The organism is Paenibacillus sp. FSL P4-0127, assembly GCF_038007325.1.
In the GTDB taxonomy this organism is placed as follows: Bacteria; Bacillota; Bacilli; order Paenibacillales; family Paenibacillaceae; genus Fontibacillus; species Fontibacillus macerans.
In genome coordinates this window covers 2722816-2748046 of sequence record NZ_JBBOWY010000001.1, presented here as the reverse complement: position 1 = coordinate 2748046, position 25231 = coordinate 2722816, and the positions used below count along the sequence as shown (strand labels likewise).

General features: G+C 55.1%; 20 protein-coding genes and 1 pseudogene. 4 read left to right on the top strand and 17 right to left on the bottom strand.

Annotated features, from left to right (window positions below; all coding sequences use genetic code 11):
* Positions 1 to 155 precede the first annotated feature (155 nt).
* The 4 genes from NYE74_RS12375 to NYE74_RS12360 all read right to left on the bottom strand — a co-directional run bounded on the left by NYE74_RS12375 (position 156) and on the right by NYE74_RS12360 (position 5857).
* Positions 156 to 1319, bottom strand: a complete 1164-nt coding sequence (locus tag NYE74_RS12375; RefSeq protein WP_036620718.1) for an iron-containing alcohol dehydrogenase — start codon at positions 1317 to 1319, stop codon at positions 156 to 158.
* A gap of 774 nt (positions 1320 to 2093) precedes the next feature.
* Positions 2094 to 3671 carry a UDP-glucose--hexose-1-phosphate uridylyltransferase gene (locus tag NYE74_RS12370; RefSeq protein WP_316560988.1) on the bottom strand — a complete coding sequence of 526 codons (1578 nt, stop codon included), beginning with the start codon at positions 3669 to 3671 and terminating at the stop codon, positions 2094 to 2096.
* A 15-nt stretch (positions 3672 to 3686) separates the two neighbouring features.
* On the bottom strand, positions 3687 to 4676 hold the full coding sequence (gene galE / locus NYE74_RS12365) for a UDP-glucose 4-epimerase GalE (RefSeq protein ID WP_240752010.1): 990 nt from the start codon (positions 4674 to 4676) through the stop codon (positions 3687 to 3689).
* Positions 4677 to 4678: 2 nt separating this feature from the next.
* Positions 4679 to 5857 (bottom strand): galactokinase, encoded by a 1179-nt coding sequence (locus NYE74_RS12360; protein ID WP_036620712.1) that lies wholly within the window; start codon positions 5855 to 5857, stop codon positions 4679 to 4681.
* 313 nt (positions 5858 to 6170) lie between these two features.
* Between NYE74_RS12360 and NYE74_RS12355 the strand changes: the two genes are divergently transcribed.
* A complete protein-coding gene (locus NYE74_RS12355; protein WP_051985833.1) occupies positions 6171 to 7067 on the top strand; it encodes an AraC family transcriptional regulator in 897 nt (298 codons plus the stop codon).
* Positions 7068 to 7084: 17 nt separating this feature from the next.
* On the opposite strand, the gene NYE74_RS12350 is transcribed toward NYE74_RS12355, so the two are convergent.
* Positions 7085 to 7837, bottom strand: coding sequence for an NAD-dependent protein deacylase (locus NYE74_RS12350; RefSeq protein WP_124332585.1), 753 nt, complete (start codon positions 7835 to 7837; stop codon positions 7085 to 7087).
* 37 nt (positions 7838 to 7874) lie between these two features.
* A complete protein-coding gene (locus NYE74_RS12345) occupies positions 7875 to 8651 on the bottom strand; it encodes an HAD family hydrolase (RefSeq protein ID WP_124332625.1) in 777 nt (258 codons plus the stop codon).
* A gap of 213 nt (positions 8652 to 8864) precedes the next feature.
* On the opposite strand from NYE74_RS12345, the gene NYE74_RS12340 reads away from it, so the two are divergent.
* The 3 genes and pseudogenes from NYE74_RS12340 (at position 8865) to ilvD (ending at position 12188) form a co-directional block, all read left to right on the top strand.
* Positions 8865 to 9920 carry an acyltransferase family protein gene (locus NYE74_RS12340; protein ID WP_036620708.1) on the top strand — a complete coding sequence of 352 codons (1056 nt, stop codon included), beginning with the start codon at positions 8865 to 8867 and terminating at the stop codon, positions 9918 to 9920.
* Positions 9921 to 10050: 130 nt separating this feature from the next.
* A pseudogene (locus NYE74_RS12335) lies at positions 10051 to 10305 on the top strand (KGG domain-containing protein); the annotation flags it as partial.
* Between the two features lie 197 nt (positions 10306 to 10502).
* Positions 10503 to 12188 (top strand): dihydroxy-acid dehydratase, encoded by a 1686-nt coding sequence (gene ilvD / locus NYE74_RS12330; RefSeq protein ID WP_036620704.1) that lies wholly within the window; start codon positions 10503 to 10505, stop codon positions 12186 to 12188.
* An 80-nt stretch (positions 12189 to 12268) separates the two neighbouring features.
* On the opposite strand, the gene NYE74_RS12325 is transcribed toward ilvD, so the two are convergent.
* The 11 genes from NYE74_RS12325 to ruvX all read right to left on the bottom strand — a co-directional run bounded on the left by NYE74_RS12325 (position 12269) and on the right by ruvX (position 25115).
* Positions 12269 to 13474 carry an MFS transporter gene (locus NYE74_RS12325; protein WP_227872841.1) on the bottom strand — a complete coding sequence of 402 codons (1206 nt, stop codon included), beginning with the start codon at positions 13472 to 13474 and terminating at the stop codon, positions 12269 to 12271.
* A gap of 64 nt (positions 13475 to 13538) precedes the next feature.
* A complete protein-coding gene (locus NYE74_RS12320) occupies positions 13539 to 14096 on the bottom strand; it encodes a MarR family winged helix-turn-helix transcriptional regulator (RefSeq protein WP_036620700.1) in 558 nt (185 codons plus the stop codon).
* 171 nt (positions 14097 to 14267) lie between these two features.
* A complete protein-coding gene (locus NYE74_RS12315) occupies positions 14268 to 15701 on the bottom strand; it encodes a polysaccharide deacetylase family protein (RefSeq protein ID WP_326045501.1) in 1434 nt (477 codons plus the stop codon).
* Between the two features lie 182 nt (positions 15702 to 15883).
* Positions 15884 to 17662, bottom strand: a complete 1779-nt coding sequence (locus NYE74_RS12310) for a peptidoglycan D,D-transpeptidase FtsI family protein (protein WP_036620696.1) — start codon at positions 17660 to 17662, stop codon at positions 15884 to 15886.
* 524 nt (positions 17663 to 18186) lie between these two features.
* Positions 18187 to 20370: a methyl-accepting chemotaxis protein gene (locus NYE74_RS12305; protein ID WP_036620694.1), complete on the bottom strand. Its 2184-nt coding sequence runs from the start codon at positions 20368 to 20370 to the stop codon at positions 18187 to 18189.
* Between the two features lie 245 nt (positions 20371 to 20615).
* Positions 20616 to 21950 carry a peptidase U32 family protein gene (locus NYE74_RS12300; protein WP_036620691.1) on the bottom strand — a complete coding sequence of 445 codons (1335 nt, stop codon included), beginning with the start codon at positions 21948 to 21950 and terminating at the stop codon, positions 20616 to 20618.
* 23 nt (positions 21951 to 21973) lie between these two features.
* Positions 21974 to 22909: a peptidase U32 family protein gene (locus tag NYE74_RS12295; RefSeq protein WP_036620688.1), complete on the bottom strand. Its 936-nt coding sequence runs from the start codon at positions 22907 to 22909 to the stop codon at positions 21974 to 21976.
* A 13-nt stretch (positions 22910 to 22922) separates the two neighbouring features.
* Positions 22923 to 23978: an endolytic transglycosylase MltG gene (gene mltG / locus NYE74_RS12290; protein WP_174719606.1), complete on the bottom strand. Its 1056-nt coding sequence runs from the start codon at positions 23976 to 23978 to the stop codon at positions 22923 to 22925.
* Between the two features lie 94 nt (positions 23979 to 24072).
* Positions 24073 to 24375 (bottom strand): DUF1292 domain-containing protein, encoded by a 303-nt coding sequence (locus tag NYE74_RS12285; RefSeq protein ID WP_082207705.1) that lies wholly within the window; start codon positions 24373 to 24375, stop codon positions 24073 to 24075.
* On the bottom strand, positions 24368 to 24685 hold the full coding sequence (locus NYE74_RS12280) for a DUF1292 domain-containing protein (RefSeq protein ID WP_036620682.1): 318 nt from the start codon (positions 24683 to 24685) through the stop codon (positions 24368 to 24370). The genes NYE74_RS12285 and NYE74_RS12280 overlap by 8 nt, the downstream gene beginning before the upstream one ends.
* Before the next feature lie 13 nt (positions 24686 to 24698).
* Positions 24699 to 25115 (bottom strand): Holliday junction resolvase RuvX, encoded by a 417-nt coding sequence (gene ruvX, locus NYE74_RS12275; protein WP_036627733.1) that lies wholly within the window; start codon positions 25113 to 25115, stop codon positions 24699 to 24701.
* Between the last annotated feature and the right edge of the window lie 116 nt (positions 25116 to 25231).

Below are 25231 nucleotides of genomic sequence, written 5' to 3'. Positions count from 1 at the left end.
ATGTAAATCTATATATTTCATACGTTATTTCAGGGAATTTGTTTCAACAAAAATAGCCTCCCAGCGGTTGGAGCGCGGTTTTCCCGGTGATTTTCCGCATCAATAAAGAAAAAGGGCCGGTCCCCCAAAAAAGGGGACGGCCCAATAACTTATGCTTACAGCGACATCCGGTAAATTTCCACCACGTCCTGCTTATTCAGCACGGCGAATCGGCCGAACGGACCGAATTTGACCGCCTTGTCGGCCATGATTTCAAGCTTGCTGTCGTCGATGCCGTAATCCGCCAGCCGGCTTGGCGCCCCGATCGAGCTCCAGAACGAACGCAGCGCCTCGATGCCCTCCAGCGCCACGGCCTCGTCGCTTTTGCCCTCCGGATCCACGTCAAACACGTTTACGGCCAGGCGTTTAAAGCGGGACACGTCATGCTTCAGGTTGTATTTCATCCAGTTGGGGAACAGGATGGCGAGCCCGCCGCCATGCGGAATGTCGTACACGGCCGACACCGCGTGTTCGATGTTGTGGGTCGCCCAGTCGCCCGAATAGCCCATATTCAATACGCCGTTCAGCGCCATCGTGCCGCAGAGCAATATCGTTTCGCGATGCTCGTAGCTTTCGAGATCGGCGATCAGCTTGGGCGCCGTTTCGATCACGGTGCGCAGCAGTGCCTCGCAAAAACCGTCCTGCAGCGGTGTATTGGTCGCTTTATGGAAATAATGCTCCAGCACGTGGGACATCATATCGACCATGCCGTAAACCGTCTGATCCTTCGGCACAGAAAACGTATTTTGCGGATCGAGGATCGAAAAGGCGGGGAAAGCGAACGGGCTGCCCCATCCTTGTTTTTCCTGCGTCGCTTCGTTCGTAATCACCGATCCGCCGTTCATTTCGGAGCCGGTGGCGGCCATCGTCAGCACCGTCCCGAGCGGAAGCGCCGCCGTCGCCGCAGCCTTGCGGTCCACGATATCCCATATGTCCCCGTCAAATTTGGCGCCCACCGCAATCGCCTTGGAGCAATCCAGCACGCTGCCTCCGCCGACGGCGAGCACCAGCTCGATGCCCTTCGTTTTGCACAGCTCGACCCCGCGGCGAACCGTGGACAGGCGGGGATTCGGCTCCACGCCGGCCAGCTCCGTCACTTCGGCGCCGATTTCCCCCAAAACCGCCAACACTTTATCATACAGGCCGCTGCGCTTGATGCTTCCGCCGCCGTACACCAGCAGCACTTTTTTGCCGTAAGCCGGAACCTCGGTTTTTAAAGCTTCCAGCTGGTTTTTGCCGAAAATCAGCTTCGTCGGATTACGAAACACAAAATTGTCCATGCCAAGATCCCTCCAACCTGTTTTATGTAGAAATTACGACCTTATTATACTTCCAACCGCAAAAAGAAAACAATGAAAACGAAAGCCGCGGAAGCCGTTGGCAAGGTGCCTTTAGGAATGGCGCCACGGAGAGACAATGCGGGAAGCCGGTACTTTGAGGAACAGGAACAGGAACCGCCTGCTCGGGAAAGCCCAAGCTGCCTGAGAAACCCACTGCGAAAATAATAAGGACAAAAAATGTCGTTATTCCGGTGATATCCGTTCATTTGAGAGAAGTAGAGGCAATTTGTGCCGCTATTTTCCCCACCCGCAGGGAAATGCCCGCGTTCTGGAACATTTATAGAAAAATAAGTACAGAAAATGCCGCTAATGGGTTGAATTTGCTGGGGTTTGGAGTAATAAGCACATAATTTGCCGCTATTACGACGGCCGGCGGTCGATCATTCCAGTAACCGGCTAGCAAACGCAGATTTCGCACATTTCGCAGACTTTGCAGATTTCACAGACTTTGCACATTCCCGGACTTTGCACATTTCGCAGACTTATCAGACTTAGCAAACTTAGCAAACTTAGCAGACTTGCAGACTCGCATTTTTGCAGACTTTGCAATTTCGCGACTTTACAGATTCGCAATTTCGCCGATTTCAAGATTGAGCTTACCTCCACCGCCGATTTTCGCACCGCATAAGTCGCGCGAATAAATAAAAATGGGGGCCGGCCCAAGCCACATGCTTGCCCGGGCCGCCCCCTCACGCATCTCTGAATAAACCTATGCTACTGTTTCCGGTAACCCGCCGAGGCGACGAAACGTTCAAAAGCCGCCCGCCCGGCTTCCGTCGTCTTAAACACGCCGGCATGCCCCAGGATTTCCGAGAACTTGCGCCCGACCTCGTCACGCAGCAGCGCAGCGGCCGCATCCCGGGTCAGCGAGGTTCCAAACCGGTCAACCAGCTCCTTCACCCAGTCGGCGTGCACCGCCAAACGGGCGTTCGGGTCGGTTACGGTCTGATCATACAGGGCCTTGTCCCCGCATAGGATGCCGGCGATCTGCGCCAGCTCTTCCTTCAGCCGCCCCGGCAAAATCGCCAGCCCCATGACCTCGATCAAACCGATGTTTTCTTTTTTGATATGGTGCATTTCCCGGTGCGGATGGAAGATCCCCTCCGGATGCAGTTCGTCCGTCCGGTTGTTCCGCAGCACGATATCGGCTTCAAAACCGCCGTCCGCGCTGCGGCGTACGATCGGGGTCACCGTATTGTGCGGCACGCTTTGCCCGTCCTGTTCGCTAAACGCCCGGATCGCGGCGTCAGGGTCGCTGTAGGCTTTCCACTTCTCGTACAGATCGTCCATCGCTTCGAGAAGCACGCCGGGATCGCGGCCTTGCAAACGCAGTACCGACATCGGCCATTTCACCATGCCGGCCGTTACGCCGGAAAAATCCGGATGGGCGAAGGCCGCTTCGATCGGCGCTTTTTCCAGCGGGAACGTATGGCGCCCTCCCTGAAAATGATCATGGGTCAAAATCGAACCGCCGACGATCGGCAAATCCGCGTTGGAGCCGATGAAGTAATGCGGGAACAGGGCCGTAAAATCGAGCAGCCGTTTAAATGTCTCCCGGGTTAGCTTCATCGGCACATGGTCGTGATGGAACACGATGCAGTGCTCGTTATAATACACGTAAGGCGAATATTGGAAAAACCACGGTTCCCCGTTCAATTCCAGCGGAATGACGCGCAGGTTTTGCCGGGCCGGGTGGTTGAGCCGTCCCGCATAGCCGACGTTTTCGCGGCAGAGCTGGCATTTCGGATACACGGGAGGCGGCAGCAGCTTGGCCATGGCGATCTCTTGCGGATTTTTTTCCGGCTTGGACAGATTGATCGTAATCTCCATCTCGCCGTAAGGCGTAGGCTGGTTCCAATAAATATTTTGCCGCACCCTGTCCATCCGGATGTAGTTGCTGTCCACCGACAGCTTGTAGAACGCGTTCGTCGCGGCGGCGATTCCTTGTTCGCTTTGCGTTTTGCGGAAAGCGGCGATCGTCTCGGAAGGGCGCGGCATCAACAGGCCCATAATCCTGGCGTCCAGCAAATCGCGGTACGTCGCGGTATTTTCCGGGATCAGCCCGATGGCAAAGCCGTAGTCGATCAAAATTTCCAGCGGCTCCTGCGGCCCGGACAGGGGCTCCTCCGCCACCGTTCCGGCGAACGGCTCGTCAAAAGAAAACAGCTCCAGCAGCCGGTTGCGCGAGTAATCGACGTCCCACCAATCGATCATGCCTTGCTCCAGCGCGTAATGGACCAGCCGTTCGAGCGCGTGCAAAACGTCCAGCCGGTTTCTCTCGTCTACTCCCATCGCTTAACTCACCCCTTAGTTGTCGTTATAGCCGTCCGGATGATTGCTGTGCCAAGCCCAGGCGCTCTCGATAATGTCCTCCAGCTTGCCCCGCGAAGGCTGCCAGCCAAGCACGCTGCGGGCCTTGTCGGAAGAGGCGATCAACACCGCCGGGTCGCCGGCGCGGCGCGGGCTGATCACGACCGGAAAATCGCGGCCGGTCACGCTTTTAACCGTTTCGATTACTTCTTTGACCGAAAATCCCTGCCCGTTGCCGAGGTTAAACACGTTGCTGTCCCCGCCGCGCTGCAGGTAGTCGACCGCCCGCAGATGGGCGTCCGCCAGATCGCCGACATGGATGTAGTCGCGGACGCAGGTGCCGTCCGGCGTATTGTAATCGTCGCCGAACACTTGGATCGACGGGCGCTGCCCCAAAACCGCCTGAATAATGAGCGGAATCAGGTGGCTTTCCGGGCGGTGGTCTTCGCCGATTTTCCCGCTTTCGTGGGCGCCTGCGGCGTTAAAGTAGCGCAGCGATACGTATTTGATTCCGAGCACCTGGTCGAACCAGGCCATCATCCGCTCCATCGTCAGCTTCGTTTCACCGTACACGTTGGTCGGCTCGGTTTTGTCGCTTTCTTCGATCGGCACTTTTTCCGGTTCACCGTAGGTCGCCGCCGTGGAAGAAAAGACGATTTTGCGCACGTTCGCCTGATTCATCGCATCGAGCAGGCACAGCGTGCCGTAAACGTTGTTGTCGAAATATTTGACCGGGTCCTTCATGCTTTCCCCGACCAGGGAGTTGGCGGCAAAATGAATGACCGCCTCGATGTCGTTTTCGGAGAACAGCCGTTTCAGCAGCTCCTTGTCCCGCAAATCCCCTTCGTACAGCTTGCCGCCCAGCAAAGCTCCGCGGTGTCCGGTCTGCAGATTGTCGATGACGACAACCTCCTTGCCTTGCTCCAGCAGCGCCGCCACCGTATGCGAGCCGATATAACCCGCTCCGCCCGTAACCAAAATCGCCATGATTAGTTCTCCCCTTTCATTTCATGCACACCGTCGCCCACGCCGCAAACGTAGAACTCGCCTTCGATACCGGTCCGCTCAAGATAAGCTTTGCCGACCTCGGCCAGGAACCGGTCCACCGCGTCCTCATGCACGAGGGACACGGTGCAGCCGCCAAACCCGGCTCCGGTCATCCGCGCGCCCAGCGTTCCCTCGATTTTGCGCGCTTCTTCCACCATCACGTCCAGCTCCAGGCAGCTGACTTCATACAGGTCTCGCAGCGAATCGTGCGAAGCGTTCATCAGCTCGCCGAAGGCTTTCAGATCGTTGGCGGTCAGAGCGTCGACCGATTTCAGCACGCGCGCGTTTTCTTCCACCACGTGTTTGGCCCGGTTGAACAGCACCTCGTCCGGAAAATCCCCCCGCCACTCGTTGAGCTGCTCCGGCTGCAAATGCGCCAGGTACTCCAGCCCGGGCTCGCGCTTCCGCAAAATCTCCAGCGCCGCGTCGCACTGCGAACGCCGTTCGTTGTATTTCGAATCGACCAGCCCGCGCCGTTTTTTCGTATTGCTGATGATAAGCTTGTAGGCCCCCGTCCGGAACGGAACGAGCTTATATTCCAGCGTATCGCACATCAGCAGGATCGCGTGATCCTTCGCCCCGTTCGCCACCGCAAACTGGTCCATGATGCCGCTGTTGACGCCGACATAGCCGTTTTCCACCCGTTGGGACAAGCGGGCGATTTCCACCGTATCGGTTTCTTTTCCTTCCATGCTGAGCAGCGCGTAGGCCGTCACCACTTCAAGCGAAGCAGAGGAGGACAGGCCCGAACCGTTCGGGATTTCGCCTTGGAACAGCAGGTCGTAACCGCCGCTGAGCCGGGCGCCGAGCTTCTCCAGCTCCAGGATAATGCCGACCGGGTAATCGATCCATTCGCCCGATTTCTCCTTGCCGAGCTGATCCAAATCAAGCTCCGCCGCATAAGGCAAATTCATGGAAGCAAATGACACTTTGCGGTCGGCGCGTTTGCGCAGCGCCAGCGTGGTGCCGAACTCCAGCGCCGCGGGAAATACGTATCCTCCGTTGTAGTCGATATGCTCGCCGATCAGGTTGACGCGTCCCGGCGCGTTGAAGATGCGCAGCGGCTCCGCGCTTTCGCCGTATTTGGATATAAACAATTGTTCCATTTCCTGTTTCTTCATCAACGTACACCCCATCGTCAAAGAATCTGTACTTCTTGTTCTCAGTATAATGAAAACGCTCCGCTTTGATAATGCATCTTTGCGAGTTCTATATAGATAAATGTGACTTTTCCGGTTAAAATGGGGACAGTAAAATGCGTGTTCTAAGAAAAACTTCTATCGAAGTATTTTCTAGGAAGCCAGACCGCGATTAGCGGTAGTTTTTCTTGCGATATTGCGATATAAGGAAGCTGATACTTGAACGTCTATTCTTTCTTATATCTTCAAAAGATGACTTTTTGAACTTCCTTGTTAAAGGAGAAGAGCCGATATGATGCAAAATAAACAAGAAACCTACAGCGCGGCGGCCAATCCCGAGATTTATGAATCCGGCGACCTGCACGTCTTGTTTGCAGGCGAAAGCCAAACGCGCGCCGACCACCGGCTGGGCCCCAAAGTATACGATTATTTTCTGCTGCACTTCGTCGAGAGCGGCAAAGGAAACTTCCGCACGGAATTCGCCGCCTTCGACTTAAACGAAGGGGACTGCTTCCTGATTCACCCCGAGCAGCTTGTCAGCTATGGCTCCGATCTGTCCGAGCCGTGGCGCTACCGCTGGATCGCCTTTACCGGAGACAAAGCCGCGGAACTGGTCCTCCGGGCCGGCCTGACGCCCGAGCTTCCGGTGCTCCGCCAAGGCGCGGGCAGCAAAATCCCCGGGATTCTGCAAAGCGCGCTGCAGGCTTTCCAGGCGAAAAAGCCAAGCTCGCACCTGCTGTCGCTCGGCCTGCTGCATCTCTTGATGGCCGAGGCCCAGGAAGCCCTGGCGAAGGAATCGCCGCACCCGTCCGGCGAATCCGGGGTCCAGCGCATCGTCAAACAAATGATTCATTATATGTCGAGCCAATATGCGCACCCGGTATCGATCGAGCAGATGTGCTCCTCCCTTGGCTATAACCGGGCGTATTTATCGCGTATTTTCAAAAAAGCGACCGGCTTGACCCCCGTCACCTATCTGCTGAAGCTGCGCATCGATAAATCCCGCCAGCTGCTGCGGGAGCGGACGGAGCTGTCGATCGAGCAGATCGCCGCCTCCGTCGGGCTGACCGACCCGCTGTATTTCTCCCGGCAGTTCCGCCGCTTTCATCACGAATCGCCGAGCGAATACCGCAAGGCCGTGACGGGGGCGGTCCAGGCCGAACCCAAAAAAGCCCCATCCTCTCATCCGTGAAAAGATGGGGCTTGCCGCTAACGCAGCCCAAGATGTCTGCCCACTTCGCCGAATACGGCGCCGATCGGTTCCGTGATCAGCAGATCGGCCCGCTGGTCGTAAGCGGTGGATGAGGCGTTGACGAGCACCGTTTTGTCCCCGCGGAAATAAGTGACCAAATGAGCCGCGGGCTGCACCGTCAAAGACGTTCCCCCGATCAGCAGCAGATCGGCCGCAGCGATGGCGGACACCGCCGCCTCGATGACCTCGTTGTCCAAACTTTCACCGTACAAGACGACGTCCGGTTTGATAATGCCGCCGCATTCGCAGCGGGGAACCGTCTCTTTTCCGCTCATGATCTCATCCAGCGTGTAGCGGCGGCCGCATGTCATGCACATATTGCGGTGAATGGACCCGTGCAGCTCCAGCACCTTGCGGCTGCCCGCCAGCTGATGCAAACCGTCGATGTTTTGCGTAATGACCGCATCCAGCTTCCCCGCGCGCTCCAGGTCGGCGAGAAAGAGATGGGCCGGGTTCGGCCGGGCTTCGGGATGGATCATTTTCGATTTGTAGAAGTCAAAAAACACCTCCGGATGCCGGTCGAAAAAGCGGCGGCTCAATATCTCCTCCGGGGAATAGGGCGAATCCTTCTCCGTTTGGTAGATGCCCGCCGCCGAACGGAAATCGGGAATCCCGCTTTCCGTGGAAATGCCGGCACCGCCGAAAAACACGATACGGCCGCTTTCCTTCACCCAGGACGCCAGCCGCTCCGTTTGCGTTTCACTGTTCATCGCATTGAATTCCTCCTTAAATTTTGCTCGCGCCGCCTTAGCGCACCGAGAGTTCCCGATAACCGGAAACGATCACGTCCGCATCCCGCAAATAAGCTGTCCCCGGCGGCGCCCCGTCCTCCGCAGCGGCCAGCCCGACGGTCAGCCCGGCGCCGGCCCGCTTGCCCATCTGCATGTCGGCGTTGCTGTCGCCGATGACCACGGCCTCCGCCGGGGAAATGCCCAGCTCGCGGCAGGCCAGAAGCGCCATGTCCGGATCGGGTTTCCCGCGGAGGGCCCGGTCGCGGCCGACCACGCTGCCAAACCGCTCGCGCAGGCCCATCCATTCCAGATGCTCCAGAGCTTCCGCCGTCGTGTCGGAAGTGACCACCGCCAGCGCAAGCCCCGCTTCCCGGCAAGCGTCGAGGAACTCGCGCAAGCCCGGCAGCGGCCGCGCCTCCCGCCGCCGCTTGAGCTGCGCCAGCGCCGCCGCGTTGAACTCCCGCACCCGGCTTACCGCATCGTTCCAGGGAACGCCCGCGGCATAAAGCGGGCCGGCCAGAAGCGCGGTGACTTCCTCCTCCGTGCCCATCGCGACCGGACCGGTGCGGTCGTACCCGCTGACGCGGTTCGCCTCGTCCAGCCGCAGTCCAAGCGCCGCCGTTTTGTTGAACAGGCCTGCGGCTCCCAGCGTCTCCAACTCCCGCTCCACGAAGCCGGTCAGCGTCTCCGCCCAGCTTCCCCAAAGCGCCATGAAATCGAGCAGCGTGCCGTCTTTGTCAAACAGTATGCCCCGGCAAGGGACAAGGCGCCCCGCCGCCTGAATATTCGCCATCCGCACCCCAACCTTCCGGAAATCCATGGTGATATATTCCATTATACCATTTTGGCGCCGGGGTTCATCAGTTCGACATAATTGCAGCAAGTGGCAGCGCTTTCCATTGTGATTTCTATCACAAAGTTTTCCCGGTAAACATCGTACCTTAATACTTGAGTTATATATTTAAAATTTTGAGTTTCTAGCGGGAATGAGGAGGAGGCAAACGACATGACGGAAACCGGCATTACCCCTCGAGGCGAGACGTTTTTTCTAAACCTGCGCTTTCTGCTGATCGTCTGCGTGTTCGTCGGCAACGCCATCGAACCCCTGATGGGGCGGATCGGCGGCATGGCCTGGCTATACACGTGGATTTTTACTTTTCATATGCCTTTGTTCGTGTTCGTGACGGGGTATTTTGCCAAAGCGAATTTGCTTGGCGAGGCCGGGCGCAAGGGGCTGCTTCAGATCGGGCTGCAATACGTCATTTTCCAAAGCCTTTATTCCTTGCTGGATGCTGCAGTGTTTCACGTAAACGGCATCCACCGCTCCTTTTTCGCCCCTTATCTGCTGCTCTGGTTCCTGGCCAGCCATTTGGGCTGGCGTCTGATGCAGCTTATGCTGCGCAAATGGCCCGCGCTTCACCAGTTGGCCTTCTCGATCGCGCTGGCCGTGCTGGCCGGCTATCTGCCCGTGGACGGAAGCTGGCTGAGCCTGTCGCGCACATTTGTCTACCTGCCCTTTTTTATCGCAGGCTATCATTTTTCGTTTGAACGTATGGAACGTCTGCTCACCCGGAAAGTCCGGCTTGCCGCCATCGCCCTGTCGCTTGCTTGGTTTGGCCTGATCGCCCTCGGCGGAGCGGATATCGCCCCCGGATGGCTGTACGGCAGCATGACCTACGGCCAGCTCGGGCATCCGGAATGGTACGCCGGCGTTTTCCGCTTGCTGCTCTATCCGCTGCAGCTGTTTGCGGGAATCGTTTTTTGGGGATTTGTTCCGGCAAAAAAGAGCAAAGTCACCGAGATGGGACGCCATACCCTCTACGTATTCCTGCTGCACGGATTTATCGTCCGCCTGGCTGCGGTTTCCCCGCTTTATGCCGCCGTGCGGAGCCTGCCTGCCGCCCTCGGCGTCGTGGCCGGAGCCGTGGCGCTGACTTGGCTGCTCACCCGCCGCTGGGTGCGGATATGCAGCTCCCCGCTTATCGAGCCGCCGGTATCCTGGCTGCTGAAACTGGAACGCCGGGCCTTTCGCCAAGTAGGCGCAACGGGCAAACATTCATAGGCCCACAGTCCGCTTTTTATGCGCATAACCGAGAACATGGCCTTATTTCCTGTCACAATTCGTTTCAAAAGGCAAATCTGTGGTAAATAAATCATACCATTTATTTACCAACCAGATTAGGAGGGATTACATGGCAAGGAATGGAAGGAAAATGACTCGTGAAGAAGCAGGACGTTTGGGAGGTCTAGCCACCGCCAAAACCCACGGCAAACAATTTTACCAGGAAATCGGTCAAAAAGGGGGCGAAGCCACCTCCAAATCGCACAGCAAGGAATTTTACCAGGAAATCGGCCAAAAGGGCGGCGAAGCCACCTCCCAAAAGCACGATAAAGAATTTTACCGCAATATCGGCCGCAAAGGCGGCGTTTCCCGCAGCAAAAGCTATTAAAAGCTGCTATTTTTACGAAGTCCCCGAAAAAATTCGGGGATTTCTTGTTTTCGCGGGAGCAAGCCCGGCTTTTCCTTCGTTCTGCTCCCTGTGATCCCCGCTAGAAAAAGATAACTACTTGTGATAGACTTTAGAGAAAACCTTTAGCGGTGTAAAGCTACAAAATCTAAACCATCATGGGGGGGATAGGCATCATGACAACCAAGAAAATGCGTTCTGACATGATCAAAAAAGGCTTCGACCGGGCGCCTCACCGCAGCTTGCTGCGGGCGGCGGGCGTCAAGGAAGAAGATTTCGGCAAACCGTTTATCGCGGTGTGCAACTCTTATATCGATATCGTTCCCGGGCATGTGCATCTGCAAGAATTCGGCAAAATCGTAAAAGAGGCCATCCGTGAGGCGGGCGGTGTTCCGTTTGAATTCAACACGATCGGCGTGGATGACGGTATTGCGATGGGGCATATCGGGATGCGTTACTCCCTGCCGAGCCGGGAAATCATCGCCGATTCCCTGGAAACCGTCGTTTCCGCACACTGGTTTGACGGCATGGTCTGCATTCCCAACTGCGACAAAATTACCCCGGGCATGATGATGGGCGCGCTGCGCGTCAACATTCCGACCATCTTCGTCAGCGGCGGCCCGATGAAGGCCGGCGTGGACAGCAAAGGCCGCAAGCTTTCTCTGACTTCCGTTTTCGAAGGCGTGGGGGCTTACCAATCCGGCAAAATCGACGACAGCGAACTGCTGGAACTTGAACAGTACGGCTGTCCTACCTGCGGCTCCTGCTCCGGCATGTTCACCGCCAACTCGATGAACTGTCTGGCCGAAGCTCTTGGCCTGGCGCTTCCGGGGAACGGCACGATTCTGGCCGTTTCCGAAGAACGCCGCGATTTCGTGCGGAAGTCCGCGACCCAACTGATGGAACTGATCAAGCTGGATCTTAAACCGCGCGATATCGTGACCAAAGAATCGATCGACAACGCGTTCGCCCTGGATATGGCAATGGGCGGTTCCACCAATACCGTCCTGCATACGCTCGCTTTGGCCCAGGAAGCCGGAGTCGATTACCCGCTGGAGCGTATCAACGAAGTGGCCAACCGCGTGCCGCATATCGCCAAGCTGGCCCCGGCATCCGATATTTTTATCGAAGACGTGCAGCGTGCCGGCGGAGTGAGCGCCGTGCTCCACGAACTGCTCAAGAAACCTGGAGCGATCTTCGGCGATCAAATCACCGTCACCGGAAAAACGATCGCGGAAAACGTTGAGGGTTGTGAAATCCTCGACCACAGCGTCATCCATCCGATCGACAAACCCTATTCGGAAAAAGGCGGCCTGGCGATCCTGTACGGCAACCTGGCTCCGGAAGGCTCGGTCATTAAAGTCGGCGCCGTGGATCCTTCCGTCGGCGGTTATCATAAAGGACCCGCGATCTGCTTTGATTCCCAAGAGGAAGCTTTGGAAGGCATCGCCAACGGCAAAGTCAAGGAAGGCTGCGTCGTCGTCATCCGCTACGAAGGGCCGAAAGGCGGTCCGGGTATGCCGGAAATGCTCGCTCCGACATCGCAAATCGTCGGGATGGGCCTGGGCGCCAAAGTCGGCCTGATCACCGACGGCCGCTTCTCCGGGGCCTCCCGCGGCATCAGCATCGGCCACATTTCGCCGGAAGCCGCTGAAGGCGGTCCGATCGCTTTCGTGGAAGACGGCGATATCATCGAGCTCGATCTGAACAACCGCAAAATCGAGCTTCATGTCAGCGAAGAGGAAATGGCCCGCCGCAAAGCGAACTGGAAAGGCTTTGAGCCGAAGGTGAAAACCGGCTATCTGGCCCGTTATTCCAAGCTCGTCACCAACGCCAGCTCCGGCGGCGTCATGAAGATCTGATTGACTTGATTTCGTTTTGTCCGCATCGGAAAACCGCCGGAGCACCCGCTCCGGCGGTTTTTGCTTTTTGATCAGCGGGATCATTTGTTTGCGGGCTGCGGGCTTTCATCGGTTTCGCGGTCAAGCAGGAGCGCGGCGATTAGCCCGATCCCCAGCACCAATGCAAAAAGTGCGAACGACACCGCAAAACTGCCGGCTCTTATAAATTGCAGAGCGAGAACCGGGCCAATGCTTGTTCCGGCAAACAAAATAAAGGTATACATCGAAACGGCGATTCCCCGTAAGTTGCCGCTCAGACTGCCGACGAGCGATACTAATGACGGCACAGCGATGGCGATTCCCGCGACGAACACGATGGTCATGACCACTAGCAACGGCAAGTTTGAGATCAGTCCCAGCGCAGCCATTCCAACTATGGCCATCAACAATCCGCTCCGCAATACAGCCCTGGTGCCCAAACGTTTGGCAAGCTTGCCGGCAAAGGGCGACAAAATCATACCGAGCACACCGAACGCCCGTACCAGCAAAATTTGCCCCGGTTTCAGCTCAAACGGTGCCCAGCTTACATAGGCCCCCAACATGGTGTACATTCCCACAAACGACATCAACAAGACGAAAGCGACGAGATAGCAGAGCAGGAGACGTTTTTTGGCGAAAACTTTGCCGATATGCTTGATCGGCTCCCAAATCCCGGCGTGAGAATGGTGAATCTCGCCTTTCGGCAGCAGCAACCAAGTCAGTATAGCCGTCAAAGCGTAAATCGTGGACAGAAGCAGGAAAACCGCATTCCACCCGTAAGTCTGGCTGAGCAGGCTGCTAATCAATTGCCCGGCAATGCCGGCGACAAGAAAGCCTGTACTGATGAATCCGATCGTAGAGACGCGCCGTTCGGCAGGGAACATCTCCACCGCGTAAGCCAGGGCCACCGGCGAGAAAGTGGCGGCCGCGGCACCTTGCAAAGCGCGCAACACCAGGAGTCCGGCGAAATTGTGCACGAGCCCCAATATAAGCGAAATCAGCGTCAGTGCGATCATGCCGGTCAGAATCACCTGTTTGCGTCCGTATCTGTCGGACAAGGCGCCGTAAACCAGGCAGCCGGCGGCAAAACCGAGCGAGAAAATACTGCCGGCCGCAGCGGCTCGCGTGGCAGATACTTGAAACAAGTCCGCGAACAGATCGATGAGCGGAATAGTGACATACAAGCTGCACATGACCACCATCCCGGACCAACTCAATAATGCGGTCATTAATGAATAAGGATGCTGTTTGACAGATAAATGATTCATTTCGGAACTTCTCCTTTTATTAACGATAATGATTAGATAATCTAACTATGAGTTTAAAAAAAAATTATCTTCCGACTCCCAAGCGTTTTTCCAAACTGGTATTCATTTTCCCGAATAATTTCAGCAATACTTGTTGCTCTTCATGAGTCATATCGCTCATCAAAGAGGCGAGCACCGTCCAAAATTCCGGTAAAACTTGCCGGACGAGCCGCCGTCCCTCCTCGGTTATTTCAACATGAACCATTCTGCGATTGTCCGTATTAACCGTGCGTTTGACCCAGTTTCTTTTTTCCAGCCAGTCCAGCAGCGCGGTTGCCGAAGCCCGGCGAATCCCGAGCCGGCTGGCAAGCGCAGACGGAGTCGGGGAAGCGGCTTTGTCATTGGAATGTAAGGTCAGCAACAGCAGAAGGTCCAGCTTGCTTTCCGTGATCCCATACGGCTCCAGCTTCAGGTCGACTAAATCTTGAATATTGTCGCTGATCCATAATAATAATAAACCGATATGCGCTTTCTCGGTTAGATCGCTTGAAACGGACTTCTTCATCAACTCCAAGTACGGTGAAATGCCCAGTCTAGGCAATTGCTGCTCTTTTGAGTAGTCCTGCTCGATTTTTCTTCTCATTTAATCACCTCCGCCAATTGATTAGATAATCTAATTATTTTCAGTGTACATGATCCCGTGCGGGATTGCAAGCCAGAATATGCACTTGTCTATCTACTCAAGAAGCCGTCCCCAAAAGCAGCTTCAAGCCTGCTCGGGACGGCTTCTTGATGTTATAACGGAACGTTTGGTTTAATTGCAAGGCAGCGTTGTACGCAATGCCCTCTCATCTTCCTCCGCCGCGGCGTGCTGCTCTTTGGCCAAACGGTGGCGGCGGTGCCCGGAATCCATAAATTCACTGATCAAATAGTCAATCGGCATCACGATCAGCTTTGGAACCATCTCTTCCGTATGCTGCTTTAACCTCGAACTCCCCTCCGGATGAACAACACTCATCAATAATTTCAAATAAACCTGGGAGGAACGGGCAAACCAGCCTTTGGGCAAGTCCGTGACGGTAAAACCAAACTGCTCCGGTCCCCGGTTGATCATAGTTACGCCGTACAAGGCCTTAACGTCGTTCAGTTCCGGATGGGCGGTTACGTATTCCGCTAACCGGGGCAACGATTTCTCCATGGCGCGGATCATTTGGATCGCAAGCTGGACCGAAGATCTGGCGCGCGTGCTGTACTGAAACAAGGTCTTATTATCGAGATGAAGTTCCAATATCCGGTCTCCCTGCTCCAAAGACGTTCCTCCGGTCATGGCCACCGGTTTGCCATGATAGGTCGCTTCCCGAAAATGCAGAATCGGATTGTGCTCATCGACGACCTTAAGCTGAAAAACGAAATGGAACAATTTCTCCCACAAAAGCCACAGCGCAACGATGCATCTTTTGAATCCGGATATGGATGCCGGCTTCTTCCGTCCGAGTTCCGCCTCCTTCGTCACTGGCTTCGCTTTTCTTTTCATCTGGCGTGCAGCCTCCGTCTCTTGGATCATTTCATCGATCCGGATGCTTTGCAGTCCCCGCCGCTGGGCTTCCTGCAGCACCCGTTCCAGAGCGACCAACATTTCCCGCGGCGCATCGCTGTTTGCTCCCAACGTAGCGCCGCAATCGTGAAGCAGAAATATTTCTCCGCCGCGAAGCTTCCTCATCATTCGCTCCGTTAACCGATTCGCGCCGACTTTGACGCGCCAATCGCTAAACATCGCCGACCACAACACGATTTGCGTATCGCCCCGGCCCGCGAAATCGAACAAATTCACGATCCCCCATGGCGGGCGGTAATAATGAGACCGGACTCCGGTGGCATCGTAAATGATTTTGTTCGTTTTTTGGATTTGTTTTTTTACGGCGGCGGGCCCCATCAGCCAATTGGTTTTATGGACGTAATTATGGGTCCCGATCAAATGGCCCTCTTCATGCATCCGTTTCAGTAATTCGGGATACTTCTCCGCGTTCGTACCGACGACGAAAAAAGTGGCCTTGGCTCCGAAACGCTTCAACAAGTCAAGCAACTGCGGCGTATATCTCGGATCAGGGCCGTCATCGAAAGTCAGCGCGAATTGCTTCTCGTTGCTCCCATGCTTGAATACGCGAAACCCGAAAATCCGGGTAATTAATCCGGGTATAAAAGCGTACAGCGTTGAAATATAAAACAACCATAGCAGCAAAGTCTCCATATGCTTTCCCCACTTTTCAATGATCAATGACTTTGGCATGCTTTTTAGCATAGCATCTACATTATTTTATCATATCCCCCGCCGGTTTAGGCGTACTTTTTTGGGGAAAGCTCAGGGAAGTTTTTGCGCCATTGGCTTAAAGTACGAGTACTAAAAGTCTGGTTTTAAGCACCGGACATGCTTTACGAACCGCGCGACGCCAGCAAGTCCATCGTCCTGCGGAACAGCTCGGCCGCTTGATGCGCCGAGCCTGCCGGGCGGTTTTGGACCAGTACCGCGACGGCATATTGGGGCTGATCGGCAGGCCCGTATCCGATAAACCACTGATGGTTCTTGTTTACGCCGTCTTTCGGCACCTGGGCCGTCCCGGATTTTCCGGCCAAGGGCCATTTGGCCCGGTTTAGCGAGCGTCCCGTGCCCTCGGTTACCACCATCCTCATCCAGGACAGCAGCGTGTCCGCCGTATGGGGCGAAATTTGCCCGGCGGGAGAAGGCGCGGCTTGTACCGGGAAACCGGCCAGCAGCGAACCGTCCCTAAACCGGATTTCGCTGACCAGCCGCGGCGCCGTCACCTGGCCGCGGTGCAGCAGTGTAACAACCAAGTTGGCCGCCTGGAGCGGAGAGACAAGCACATCGCGCTGGCCGATGGCCGTCTGGGCAAGCGCGCCTCCGTCCACTTTAGACCTATCGTTAAAAACGGCTCCCGCTTCCTCCTGATCCAGCTGTCTGAGATCGTCCCCGTCCAGAAAGCGTTCGGCCTGCCAGCCTACCTGGCGGGCAAGCCCAAGCTTGGATGCCGCTTTTGCGATCCTTGCCGGTCCCAGCCTTTCCCCCAGCGCTGCAAATACGATGTTGCAGGAACGGGAATATCCCTCCCCCAGCGTAATCGTTCCGTGACCGCCTTCCTTCCAGCAGGACAATCCGTATTTTCCATAGTGTCCGCTGCAATGAAAGGTTTCATGCGGGGAGGAAACATGCTCCTCAAGCGCCGCTGCCGCGACAACCGTTTTGAAGATCGACCCCGGAACCGCTGCTTTTACCGCTTTGTTGGCCCAGTCCGGCCGCTTCGGATCCACATGCCGCGGATCGTAAAACGGCAAAGAAACCATCGACACAATGTCCCCATTGTCCGCATCGAGAACGACGACGGCTCCTTCCTTGACATTCATCTCGGCGGCAAGCCGTTCGATCCCCCTTTGCACCCCCTCGTCCACCGTCGTTTTAATTTGCAAAGGATAATAACGGCTGCCATTCGCATTGATCCGCGTGCCTAAACCATCCAGCGGCCGTTTTTGCCCATCTACCGTAAAAGCGGCTCGCACACCGCCGATCCCCCGCAAATAGCGGTCAAATGTCTTTTCCAGCCCGGCCGCTCCGACTTGAAGGGTCATCGGCAAAGGGGTGCGCGGCTGATCCCGGCGCAGCCGCCGGATGACATCCGGGCGCTGAGCGACATAACCCAGCCACTGATTTCCGCGCATTCCCGAATCATAACGCGTTACATAAGGCAACACTTCCAGCCCTTCAAGCCGGGGCAGCTTGCTTGCCTGCGCTTCGGTCAGTTGTAGCGGCTTCTCCCCCTCCCGAAGCCAAACATAAGGTTTCCGCAATCCGGCCCACAATGACCGAAGCTCCGCAGGAGTCACCTCAAGCGAGGCCGCCAATTTACGCAGCGCTTCTCCGTCCGGGACGTCTTTTACGGGAAAAAGAATCGGCGACCAGGCTACCCGTCCGGTTAATGGAAGGCCGTTCCGATCCAGGAAGTTGCCTCTTCCCGGGTCCAATTCGATGCTTTCTTCCCGCTGCCGCACGGCCAGCTCGTTGATCGTCTTGCCGCCGACGGTGGCCGCCCGGAAAGCGGAAGCCGCTTGGATCCAGGCCATCCGCAAGGCAAACACGCCAAGCACGACCGTAAACAACAGCAAAATATAAAAAATGCGTTTTTTGCGCAATAATGACATGATTCGCCCCCCTTGTCCCTTATTATTTCCTGGGAAAAGCGGGTTCACACCAGGGGCGGCTGCTTGAAATAGAAAAGTTCGTCCTGTATCCTCGTCCTGCATCCTGTTGAGCTTCATCCATTGGAAAATATCCAATCTAGCGGTTATGCTTACCAGTGATTTTATTTTCCAACTCTATGGGATATATCCAATTTCAATTCGGGTGCCAGCTGCAGCAGACAATGCCAGCAACAGTCTGGCGGCTCGTAGGAATAGTTGCAAAACGTACAACTAGATCTCAACGAAGCAACAGGTTCATCCGTTTTAATTGCCTTTCCTGCAACTACACCCCATTACTTGCGCCATACCTTCGAATCGTGCAGATTTAATTGCGCAAATTACAACTAAACAAGCGCCCCGCTCCATTTCCCGATCAATAACTGTATCTTTTACAGCTATTCAGCGCAGACACATCTTAAAAACAAACAGCCCCGCAAATCAACTGCTGATTTGCAGGGCTGTGTATGTGCTTAGGTTCAATATGCCTAAACCGTAAACTTGGACAGCGATTCTTTCAGGCCGACCGATACGTTTTCGAGCTTGTTCGACAACTGCACCAATTGATCGCCAACCGTTTGCTGCTCGCTGCTGAGCGAAGCCACTTCTTCGGAGGTGGCCGACGACTGCTGCGCGACGGCGCTGACATTGCTCATCGCTTCCGACAGCACCGTCTGCGCTTCGTTCAACTCGTCGATCGAAGCCGTTACCGAATCGAGATGCCGCACGAAGCCTTCCATTTGCTCTTGAACGGAAACGAAAATCTGGCTGGTTTCCTGTACGGAGTTGGCTTGCTCCTGGAACAAGGGGCTCGCTTCCGAGAGCGCTTTGACCGTTTCGTTCATTTCCTTTTGAATCGTATCGGTAATCTCCCCGACCATCGTAATCGATTGGCGCGATTGCTCGGCCAGCTGGCGGATTTCGTCGGCAACAACCATGAACCCTTTGCCTGCCGCGCCTGCCCGGGCCGCTTCAATCGTCGCATTCAGGGACAAAATATTCGTTTGCTGCGTAATGTTTTGCATCACGTCAAGCACTTTCATGACGGAATTGGTGCTTGCTTTCAAAGAATTGACTTTGTCCGTCAAGGCATTGACCATTTCTCCCGTGATATTCGTTTTTTCCAGAAGGCCGTTCAAATATTCGGTACCTAATTGACTGGACTTCTCGACTTGCCGCGCCGATGCTTCCATCTCTTTGTTGGTTTGAATCACGCGTTCCATTTGCCGGGAAATGTTCTCCGTCAGTTCGTTGCCGCGCTCGGCTTCGTTCGCCAGGCTGGTTGCCCCGTTGGCGATCTCCTCCGTCGCGATGGCGATCTCCTTGGCAGAAAGCGCCGTTTTGTTGGAGGCGTGCGTCAGTTCGGTAGCGGTATCGAGAACCTCCTGCGCCGAACTGTTGGTTTGCTTCACCAGCGAGGTGATATTTTCCATCATCACGTTAAAGCTGTCGGCCAACTGCCCGATTTCATCTTTAACCTTAAGCTCCAACCGGACGTTCAAATTCCCTTTGGAACCTTCCTCCATCAGGTTTTTCAATTTGCCCAGCGGATGCGCGATCATCCGCACCATCCAGATGCCGATCAAAATCGCGATAATGGCGACGCCAATCAGCGAGAAAATCGTAACCAGCAAAATGGCGTTGGCGCTCTGGGTCAATTCTCCCGCGTCAACGGTGCCGAGCAATTTCCAGCCGGAAGACTGCTGCGTATTGAACACAGCCAAAACGGCGTTTCCGTTCGCATCGGTCGTCCGGAAGCTGCCGTAAGGCTCGTTTGCGGCGGCCTCGCCAAGCTTAAATTCCGATTCTTTGCCTTCATCTCCGGCCGCCGACGAACCGACGACGATATTTTGGTCGTTCACCATTTGCAGCTTGGAGTTTTTGCCCAAATTCACTTCCTGCAGGTAACCGTTCAGCACTTCCAGATTGATGTCCGCGATCAGAATGAACCGCTTCATGCTGTTAACGCTTTGCACGGATCTTACGAGACGGAACACGGAGGAGCCCGCTTTTTGTTCCGGCACGTTGATCCACATCGTTTTGGACGATTTGGTCACGTCCTCAAACCACGGCTGCTCCCGCACCGTGCCCAGGAAAGCCGTATCGGCGCTTCCGGAAGTGACATCGTCAATGACCTTGTCCGGGGAGAGCATATAAACGGCGGCAACGCCCGTAGTGGAAAATGTCAGCGTATTCAAACGAGTTCTCATTTTATTCGTTGCCGTGAACCGGTCATATTCGGAAACCTCCGACAACGACGCGTCCATAATCGCACTCTGCATTTCGTCATCCAGGAACATTTGCTGCAGATTCTCTTCGTATTTTTGCAAAACGATATCGAGCTTTTGGGAGGTCTGCACAATCGTCTGCAAATTCGCTTGTTCGGCGTTGTCCTGGATCGTCGCCTTAGCCATCTGGGAAGACAAAATGCCGATCGTTAGTACAAACACCATAATCGCCACGAAGAAAATCAAAAACAAACGTATGCCAACCGATTTGGATGGATTAATCTGTTTGGGCAGCTTGTCCTTCAACGAAACCGCCGCCGCTTTCCAGTCAAAACCCGGTTTGCCGGTGTTTCCTTTTTTGGATTCCGTCCGCTCCCCTTTCTTGCTTTTCGCTTTTTTCTTGCTGTCCGCCTGTTGGTCCTCGTTCTTTGGAACCAGACTCATGTTGATCACCCACCACTCATAATAGTTGCACCCTCTGCCAAATAGGCTTTAGGTCATGCCTTAATACTACTGGTATGTATGACTTCCGTCAGTAAATAGTTCGACAATAACTGACGTTCTCCTCTTTAATATCGGCTGGAAATGGAATGGATTTTAAATTTTCTTAACAAAAAAGTCCCAAAACGCAAAAAAGAGGCCTTTTGTCCTAGATAAGAACAGGCCTCAAAGCATATTGCATTTTTAAATTATTTCTTCTTCCGCATCATGTCGAAATAGGATACCGGGTGCTCCACTTTCATTTTGATCCGCTGCAGCGGATGTCTTGCCGCATCCAATTCATTGCCGTCCTCGTCATAAATCGCCCCGACCGTCTGTTTGAAAAACGTCCCGCCCGGTCCGAAAAATTCGACTTCCTGCCCCGGTTTAAAATGGTTGCGCTGCTGAATGACCGCCATGCCGGTATTTTCGTCATATTCCATCACCAATCCGGCAAAGTCGTAAGGCGCAGCCTTTTCCTCCGGCTCGTAAATATGATCTTCATGGTCCGGCGTGTCGTAGAAGAACCCCGTATTCAGCGGGCGATTCGCCGCCTTATTGATTTCCTCCACCCACTCCGGCTTCAGCTCATAGTTGTCCGGATCGGCCATATAGGCGTCGATCGCCTGGCGGTAAACGTTCACGACCGTGGCCACGTAATGGATCGATTTCATCCGTCCTTCGATTTTAAAGCTGTCCACCCCGGCATCGATCAAATCCGGAATATGCTCGATCATGCACAGATCTTTCGATCCCATTGTAAACGCGTTGTCGTTTTCCTCGAACAAAGGCAATTGGGTCACACCCAGACGGAACTGCTGCAACACCTGGTTCTCCCGGGCTTCTTCCTCGGAGACCCAAGCGGCCTCCGGACGGCCGTCCTCAAACAAATCGTATTTCCAGCGGCACGACTGGCAGCAGCCCCCACGGTTGGAGTCGCGGTCGGTAAAATGGTTTGACAGCACGCAGCGGCCCGAGTAAGAGGAACACATCGCCCCGTGAATAAAAGCCTCCAGCTCGATGTCGACATGCTTCTTGATTTCCTCGATTTCGTGCAAACTCGTCTCCCGGCCAAGCACGACCCGCGGCAGGCCTTGCTCCTTCCAGAACTTAACCGCCTGCCAGTTAACCGTCGATTGCTGGGTGCTGAGGTGCACCTCGAGACCGGGAACGACCCGCCGCGCCGTTTCGATAATGACCGGATCGGCCACGATGATCGCGGCGATGCCGATCTCGTACAAATTCCGCAAATAATCTTCAATGCCCTCCAGATCCTCGTTATGGGCATAAATATTGGTGGCCACGAACACTTTGGCCCCGTATTTCCGCGCGAACTCCACGCCCTCGCGCATTTCTTCAAAACTGAAATTATCCGCATTGGAACGAAGGCCGTATTTTTGTCCACCGATATACACGGCATCCGCTCCGTAATGAACGGCGAATTTCAGCTTTTCGAGATTGCCCGCCGGAGCGAGCAGCTCGGGTTTCGCCAGCCGGTAACGATTTCCCGCATATTTCGGGATGTGTTTCTCCGCTGTCCGCATCTTCGTTCACCTCTCCGTTTTATTCAATACACTTGCTCTTTATAGAAAAAGCCGAAGGACAGCTCGCGCTCGGGGTCCTGTACGCGGCGGATTGCCTCGATCCAGGATTCGTCAAACTCATAGCCGTCCGGATCGCGGAAATAAGCCTCGATCGCCAGACGGTACGCGGAGATGACCGTCTCGTTATAGGCCGCCGGCTTCAGCAGCGTTTCGATCTTAAAGCTGTCGATGCCCGCCGCCATCAGCACATGCAGGTCCTCCAGAATGCAAATATCGTCCGAACTCATGATATGCGTACCGTTCCGGTCTTCATAGATCGGGAACTTCTCTTCCGGCCGTTCGGCTTCGATCAGGAACAACCCGCGCCGCGGGCCCAGGTCGCCGCCGGGTTCCACCGGGCGCCCCTGATGATTCATGTAGCTCTGCACCAGCCGGCGTTTGGAATGGTATATGTTCGTCATCCCGTGCACCTGCACCTCCGCTTCAATCTGCAGCGAAGGGGACATGCCCGTAATCTCGTCCATATTCAGCTCGCGCGCCAAAACGACACGGGATGCGCCTTTGGACCCCCAATAATTGGCGGTCGCGTAATTCGTTGAAGTCATTTCCGCGTTCCAATGGAGCCCCAGCTCCGGCGCAACTTCGCGCACCGTCTGCAGCACCGCCGGATCGCCGAATTCCACCGCGTCGACGCCGCAATCGGCGAGGCGCTTCACATAATCGGGCAAATCCTCCAGCAGTTCGTTCGACATCAGGTTATTCACGCATACGTAGATTTTGGCTCCCCGCTCATGTCCAAAGCGAACGGCCGCGGCAATTTCGTCCGGCGAGAAATCGCCGGGAAGCCGCATGCCGTATTTAGCTTCGCCAATGAGAGCCGCATCCGCCCCGGCCGCCAAATAACGCTCCAGCTCTTTCAGCGATCCCGCGGGAACGAGCAGTTCCGGTTTTTTCGTCATACAGTTTACCACCTTATTTCTCGGCCATAGCCTTGCTAGTCTCGATGTTTTTCAAATGCTCCGCGTACGTTTTGGCAAACAGATGCTCGCCGCTTCCGTCTTTTTTCGTCACATAAAAAAGATATTCCGAAGCCGCCGGCGCCAGCGCCGCCTCGATTGATTTAAGGCTCGGGGCCGCGATCGGGCCGGGCGGCAGACCTTCGTAAAGATAAGTATTATAAGGGCTGTCCACGCTTCGCAAATCGGAATTCAGCAGCCGCTCCTTCGGCTTGTCCAGCACGTACTGCACCGTCGCGTCGATCTCCAGCTTCATGTGCTTGGCCAGCCGGTTATAGATGACGCCGGCCACCATACTTCGCTCCTTGTCAACCACGACTTCCCGCTCCACCAGCGAGGCCACCGTCATCAGTTCGTTCAGGGTAAGGCCCCGTTCCTTCAGTTTTTGCCGGAAGTCCGGGATGCCGTCCAGCCTTTTCTCCGTCTCCTGGAGCATACGCAAGGCGATATCCCGCTCGGTGCTGCCTTTTTTGAGCTCATAGGTTTCCGGGAACAGATACCCCTCCAACCGATAGGTTAATTTGTCGTTTTGCGGAATTTCCTTCAGCAGCTCGCTGTCCAGCCCGGAAGCGTCTCCGGCCAGCTTTAAGAACGCGTCCTTGTCGAGGACGCCCTCCTCGCTCAGCTTATCGGCCATCTGCTTAACCGTAAACCCTTCGGGGATCGTAAACCGGACCATCTCCGCTTTGACGACATCGCCGCTGTTCAGCCTGGCGATGATTTCGTCATACGTCGCTCCCGGATTGAATTCATAAACGCCGGCTTGAAAACGGCTGCCTTCGGACTTCCATTTCAAGTAAGACCGGAATAATAATGAATTTTTAATAAGTCCCTGTTTCTCCAGCAAATCCGCAATTTCGCCGGTGCCCGTTCCGGGCTCGATCGTTATTTTAACGGCCTGTTCCGACGCCTTGACAGGCTGCATGCCCGTATATACATAAGCGCCCGCGGCACCTGCCGCGGCTATCACGAGCACGATCAATATGCTCAGCCATTTTAGCGCCTTTTTCAATCGCTCAACCCCTTTACAGCCAAAAAGAGCGGTTGTTACCCCGCCCTTCCCAGACCGTTCTTATCCGCTTCGTGCTTAGAACCTGGTAATACGTTTATTCCGGGAACGTCAATTCGTCATAAAGCTCGGATACGTTCTCCCACTCATCGTCGTCGTCGATGGTAATGAGCTCCAAAGATCCGTCCGCCGCTTCCGCGATTTTAAAAATCTCCGGTTCATCGTCCCGGCCGGCATTTTCCGGCAGCAGAACGGCGTAGGACGCCCCCGCTACGTCAAACTCACGCTCGACCTTGTAGTAGGACGCTTTGCCGGATTCATCCTCCAGCTCCACAACCGGGCCATAGGCGTCGCGCACGCGCGAAGACCAAACGACTTGATCCGCCGTGAACTCAGTCATGATCATCTTCTCCGTCGAACTCGTCGATCAGCGTGTTGAACGTCTCCTCCACGATTTCCCATTCTTCATCGCTTTCAATCGTGAACAGCTTCAGATCATCGCCGTCTTCCTCGTAACGGAATGCGTATACCTCTTCGCTCTCTTCATCCTCGTTCTGATCGGAATCCAGAGGAACGACCATCATATACTTATTGTCGGAACCGTCAACTTCGAATTTCATAATCACTTCGAATTCTTCTTCATTCCCCTCTTCATCGGGAATATAAATAATCTCCGGTTCTTCTTCATTGCCGATACGATCTTTAGACATGAGCGGGTCCTCCTCACATTTTACTCTTAGAGTCCAAATAATTTTGTAAAATCAAGCTGGCGGCCATTTTGTCCACGACCCCTTTGCGCTTCTTTCTGCTGACGTCCGCCTCGAGCAGCGTCCGCTGCGCCGAGACGGTCGTTAGCCGCTCATCCCAAAGATGAACGGGCAGATTCAGCCTGCTTTGCAGGTCGTCGGCAAAAGCCTTGCATATTTCTCCGCGGGGACCGATCGAGCCGTTCATGTTCTTGGGAAGCCCAACTACGATCTCTTCCACTTCATGCTGCTTCACCAGCTCCGCGATCCGGCCGAATTCTCCGCCTTCTTTGCGGCGTTCGATCACTTCTACGCCTTGGGCGGTCCAGCCGAACGCATCGCTGACGGCCACCCCGATCCGGCGGTCCCCGTAATCCAGACCCATAATTCTCATGCGTTGCTCCTTTAAGTGCGAGTTCAAAAAAGCCGACTTTTCAGCACCGAAGTGTATGCTTCCGATATGCGTTTTTTCAAAACGCTTTAGGTCGGATGAAGCTAAGGACGAAGGAG

Excerpts from the sequence above, each read along its gene's own strand:
- NYE74_RS12375 (WP_036620718.1), bottom strand. The coding sequence starts at position 1,319 with ATGGACAATTTTGTGTTTCGTAATCCGACGAAGCTGATTTTCGGCAAA.
- NYE74_RS12370 (WP_316560988.1), bottom strand. The coding sequence starts at position 3,671 with ATGGGAGTAGACGAGAGAAACCGGCTGGACGTTTTGCACGCGCTCGAA.
- galE (WP_240752010.1), bottom strand. The coding sequence starts at position 4,676 with ATGGCGATTTTGGTTACGGGCGGAGCGGGTTATATCGGCTCGCATACG.
- NYE74_RS12360 (WP_036620712.1), bottom strand. The coding sequence starts at position 5,857 with ATGAAGAAACAGGAAATGGAACAATTGTTTATATCCAAATACGGCGAA.
- NYE74_RS12355 (WP_051985833.1), top strand. The coding sequence starts at position 6,171 with ATGCAAAATAAACAAGAAACCTACAGCGCGGCGGCCAATCCCGAGATT.
- NYE74_RS12350 (WP_124332585.1), bottom strand. The coding sequence starts at position 7,837 with ATGAACAGTGAAACGCAAACGGAGCGGCTGGCGTCCTGGGTGAAGGAA.
- NYE74_RS12345 (WP_124332625.1), bottom strand. The coding sequence starts at position 8,651 with ATGGCGAATATTCAGGCGGCGGGGCGCCTTGTCCCTTGCCGGGGCATA.
- NYE74_RS12340 (WP_036620708.1), top strand. The coding sequence starts at position 8,865 with ATGACGGAAACCGGCATTACCCCTCGAGGCGAGACGTTTTTTCTAAAC.
- ilvD (WP_036620704.1), top strand. The coding sequence starts at position 10,503 with ATGACAACCAAGAAAATGCGTTCTGACATGATCAAAAAAGGCTTCGAC.
- NYE74_RS12325 (WP_227872841.1), bottom strand. The coding sequence starts at position 13,474 with ATGAATCATTTATCTGTCAAACAGCATCCTTATTCATTAATGACCGCA.
- NYE74_RS12320 (WP_036620700.1), bottom strand. The coding sequence starts at position 14,096 with ATGAGAAGAAAAATCGAGCAGGACTACTCAAAAGAGCAGCAATTGCCT.
- NYE74_RS12315 (WP_326045501.1), bottom strand. The coding sequence starts at position 15,701 with ATGGAGACTTTGCTGCTATGGTTGTTTTATATTTCAACGCTGTACGCT.
- NYE74_RS12310 (WP_036620696.1), bottom strand. The coding sequence starts at position 17,662 with ATGTCATTATTGCGCAAAAAACGCATTTTTTATATTTTGCTGTTGTTT.
- NYE74_RS12305 (WP_036620694.1), bottom strand. The coding sequence starts at position 20,370 with ATGAGTCTGGTTCCAAAGAACGAGGACCAACAGGCGGACAGCAAGAAA.
- NYE74_RS12300 (WP_036620691.1), bottom strand. The coding sequence starts at position 21,950 with ATGCGGACAGCGGAGAAACACATCCCGAAATATGCGGGAAATCGTTAC.
- NYE74_RS12295 (WP_036620688.1), bottom strand. The coding sequence starts at position 22,909 with ATGACGAAAAAACCGGAACTGCTCGTTCCCGCGGGATCGCTGAAAGAG.
- NYE74_RS12285 (WP_082207705.1), bottom strand. The coding sequence starts at position 24,375 with ATGACTGAGTTCACGGCGGATCAAGTCGTTTGGTCTTCGCGCGTGCGC.
- NYE74_RS12280 (WP_036620682.1), bottom strand. The coding sequence starts at position 24,685 with ATGTCTAAAGATCGTATCGGCAATGAAGAAGAACCGGAGATTATTTAT.
- ruvX (WP_036627733.1), bottom strand. The coding sequence starts at position 25,115 with ATGAGAATTATGGGTCTGGATTACGGGGACCGCCGGATCGGGGTGGCC.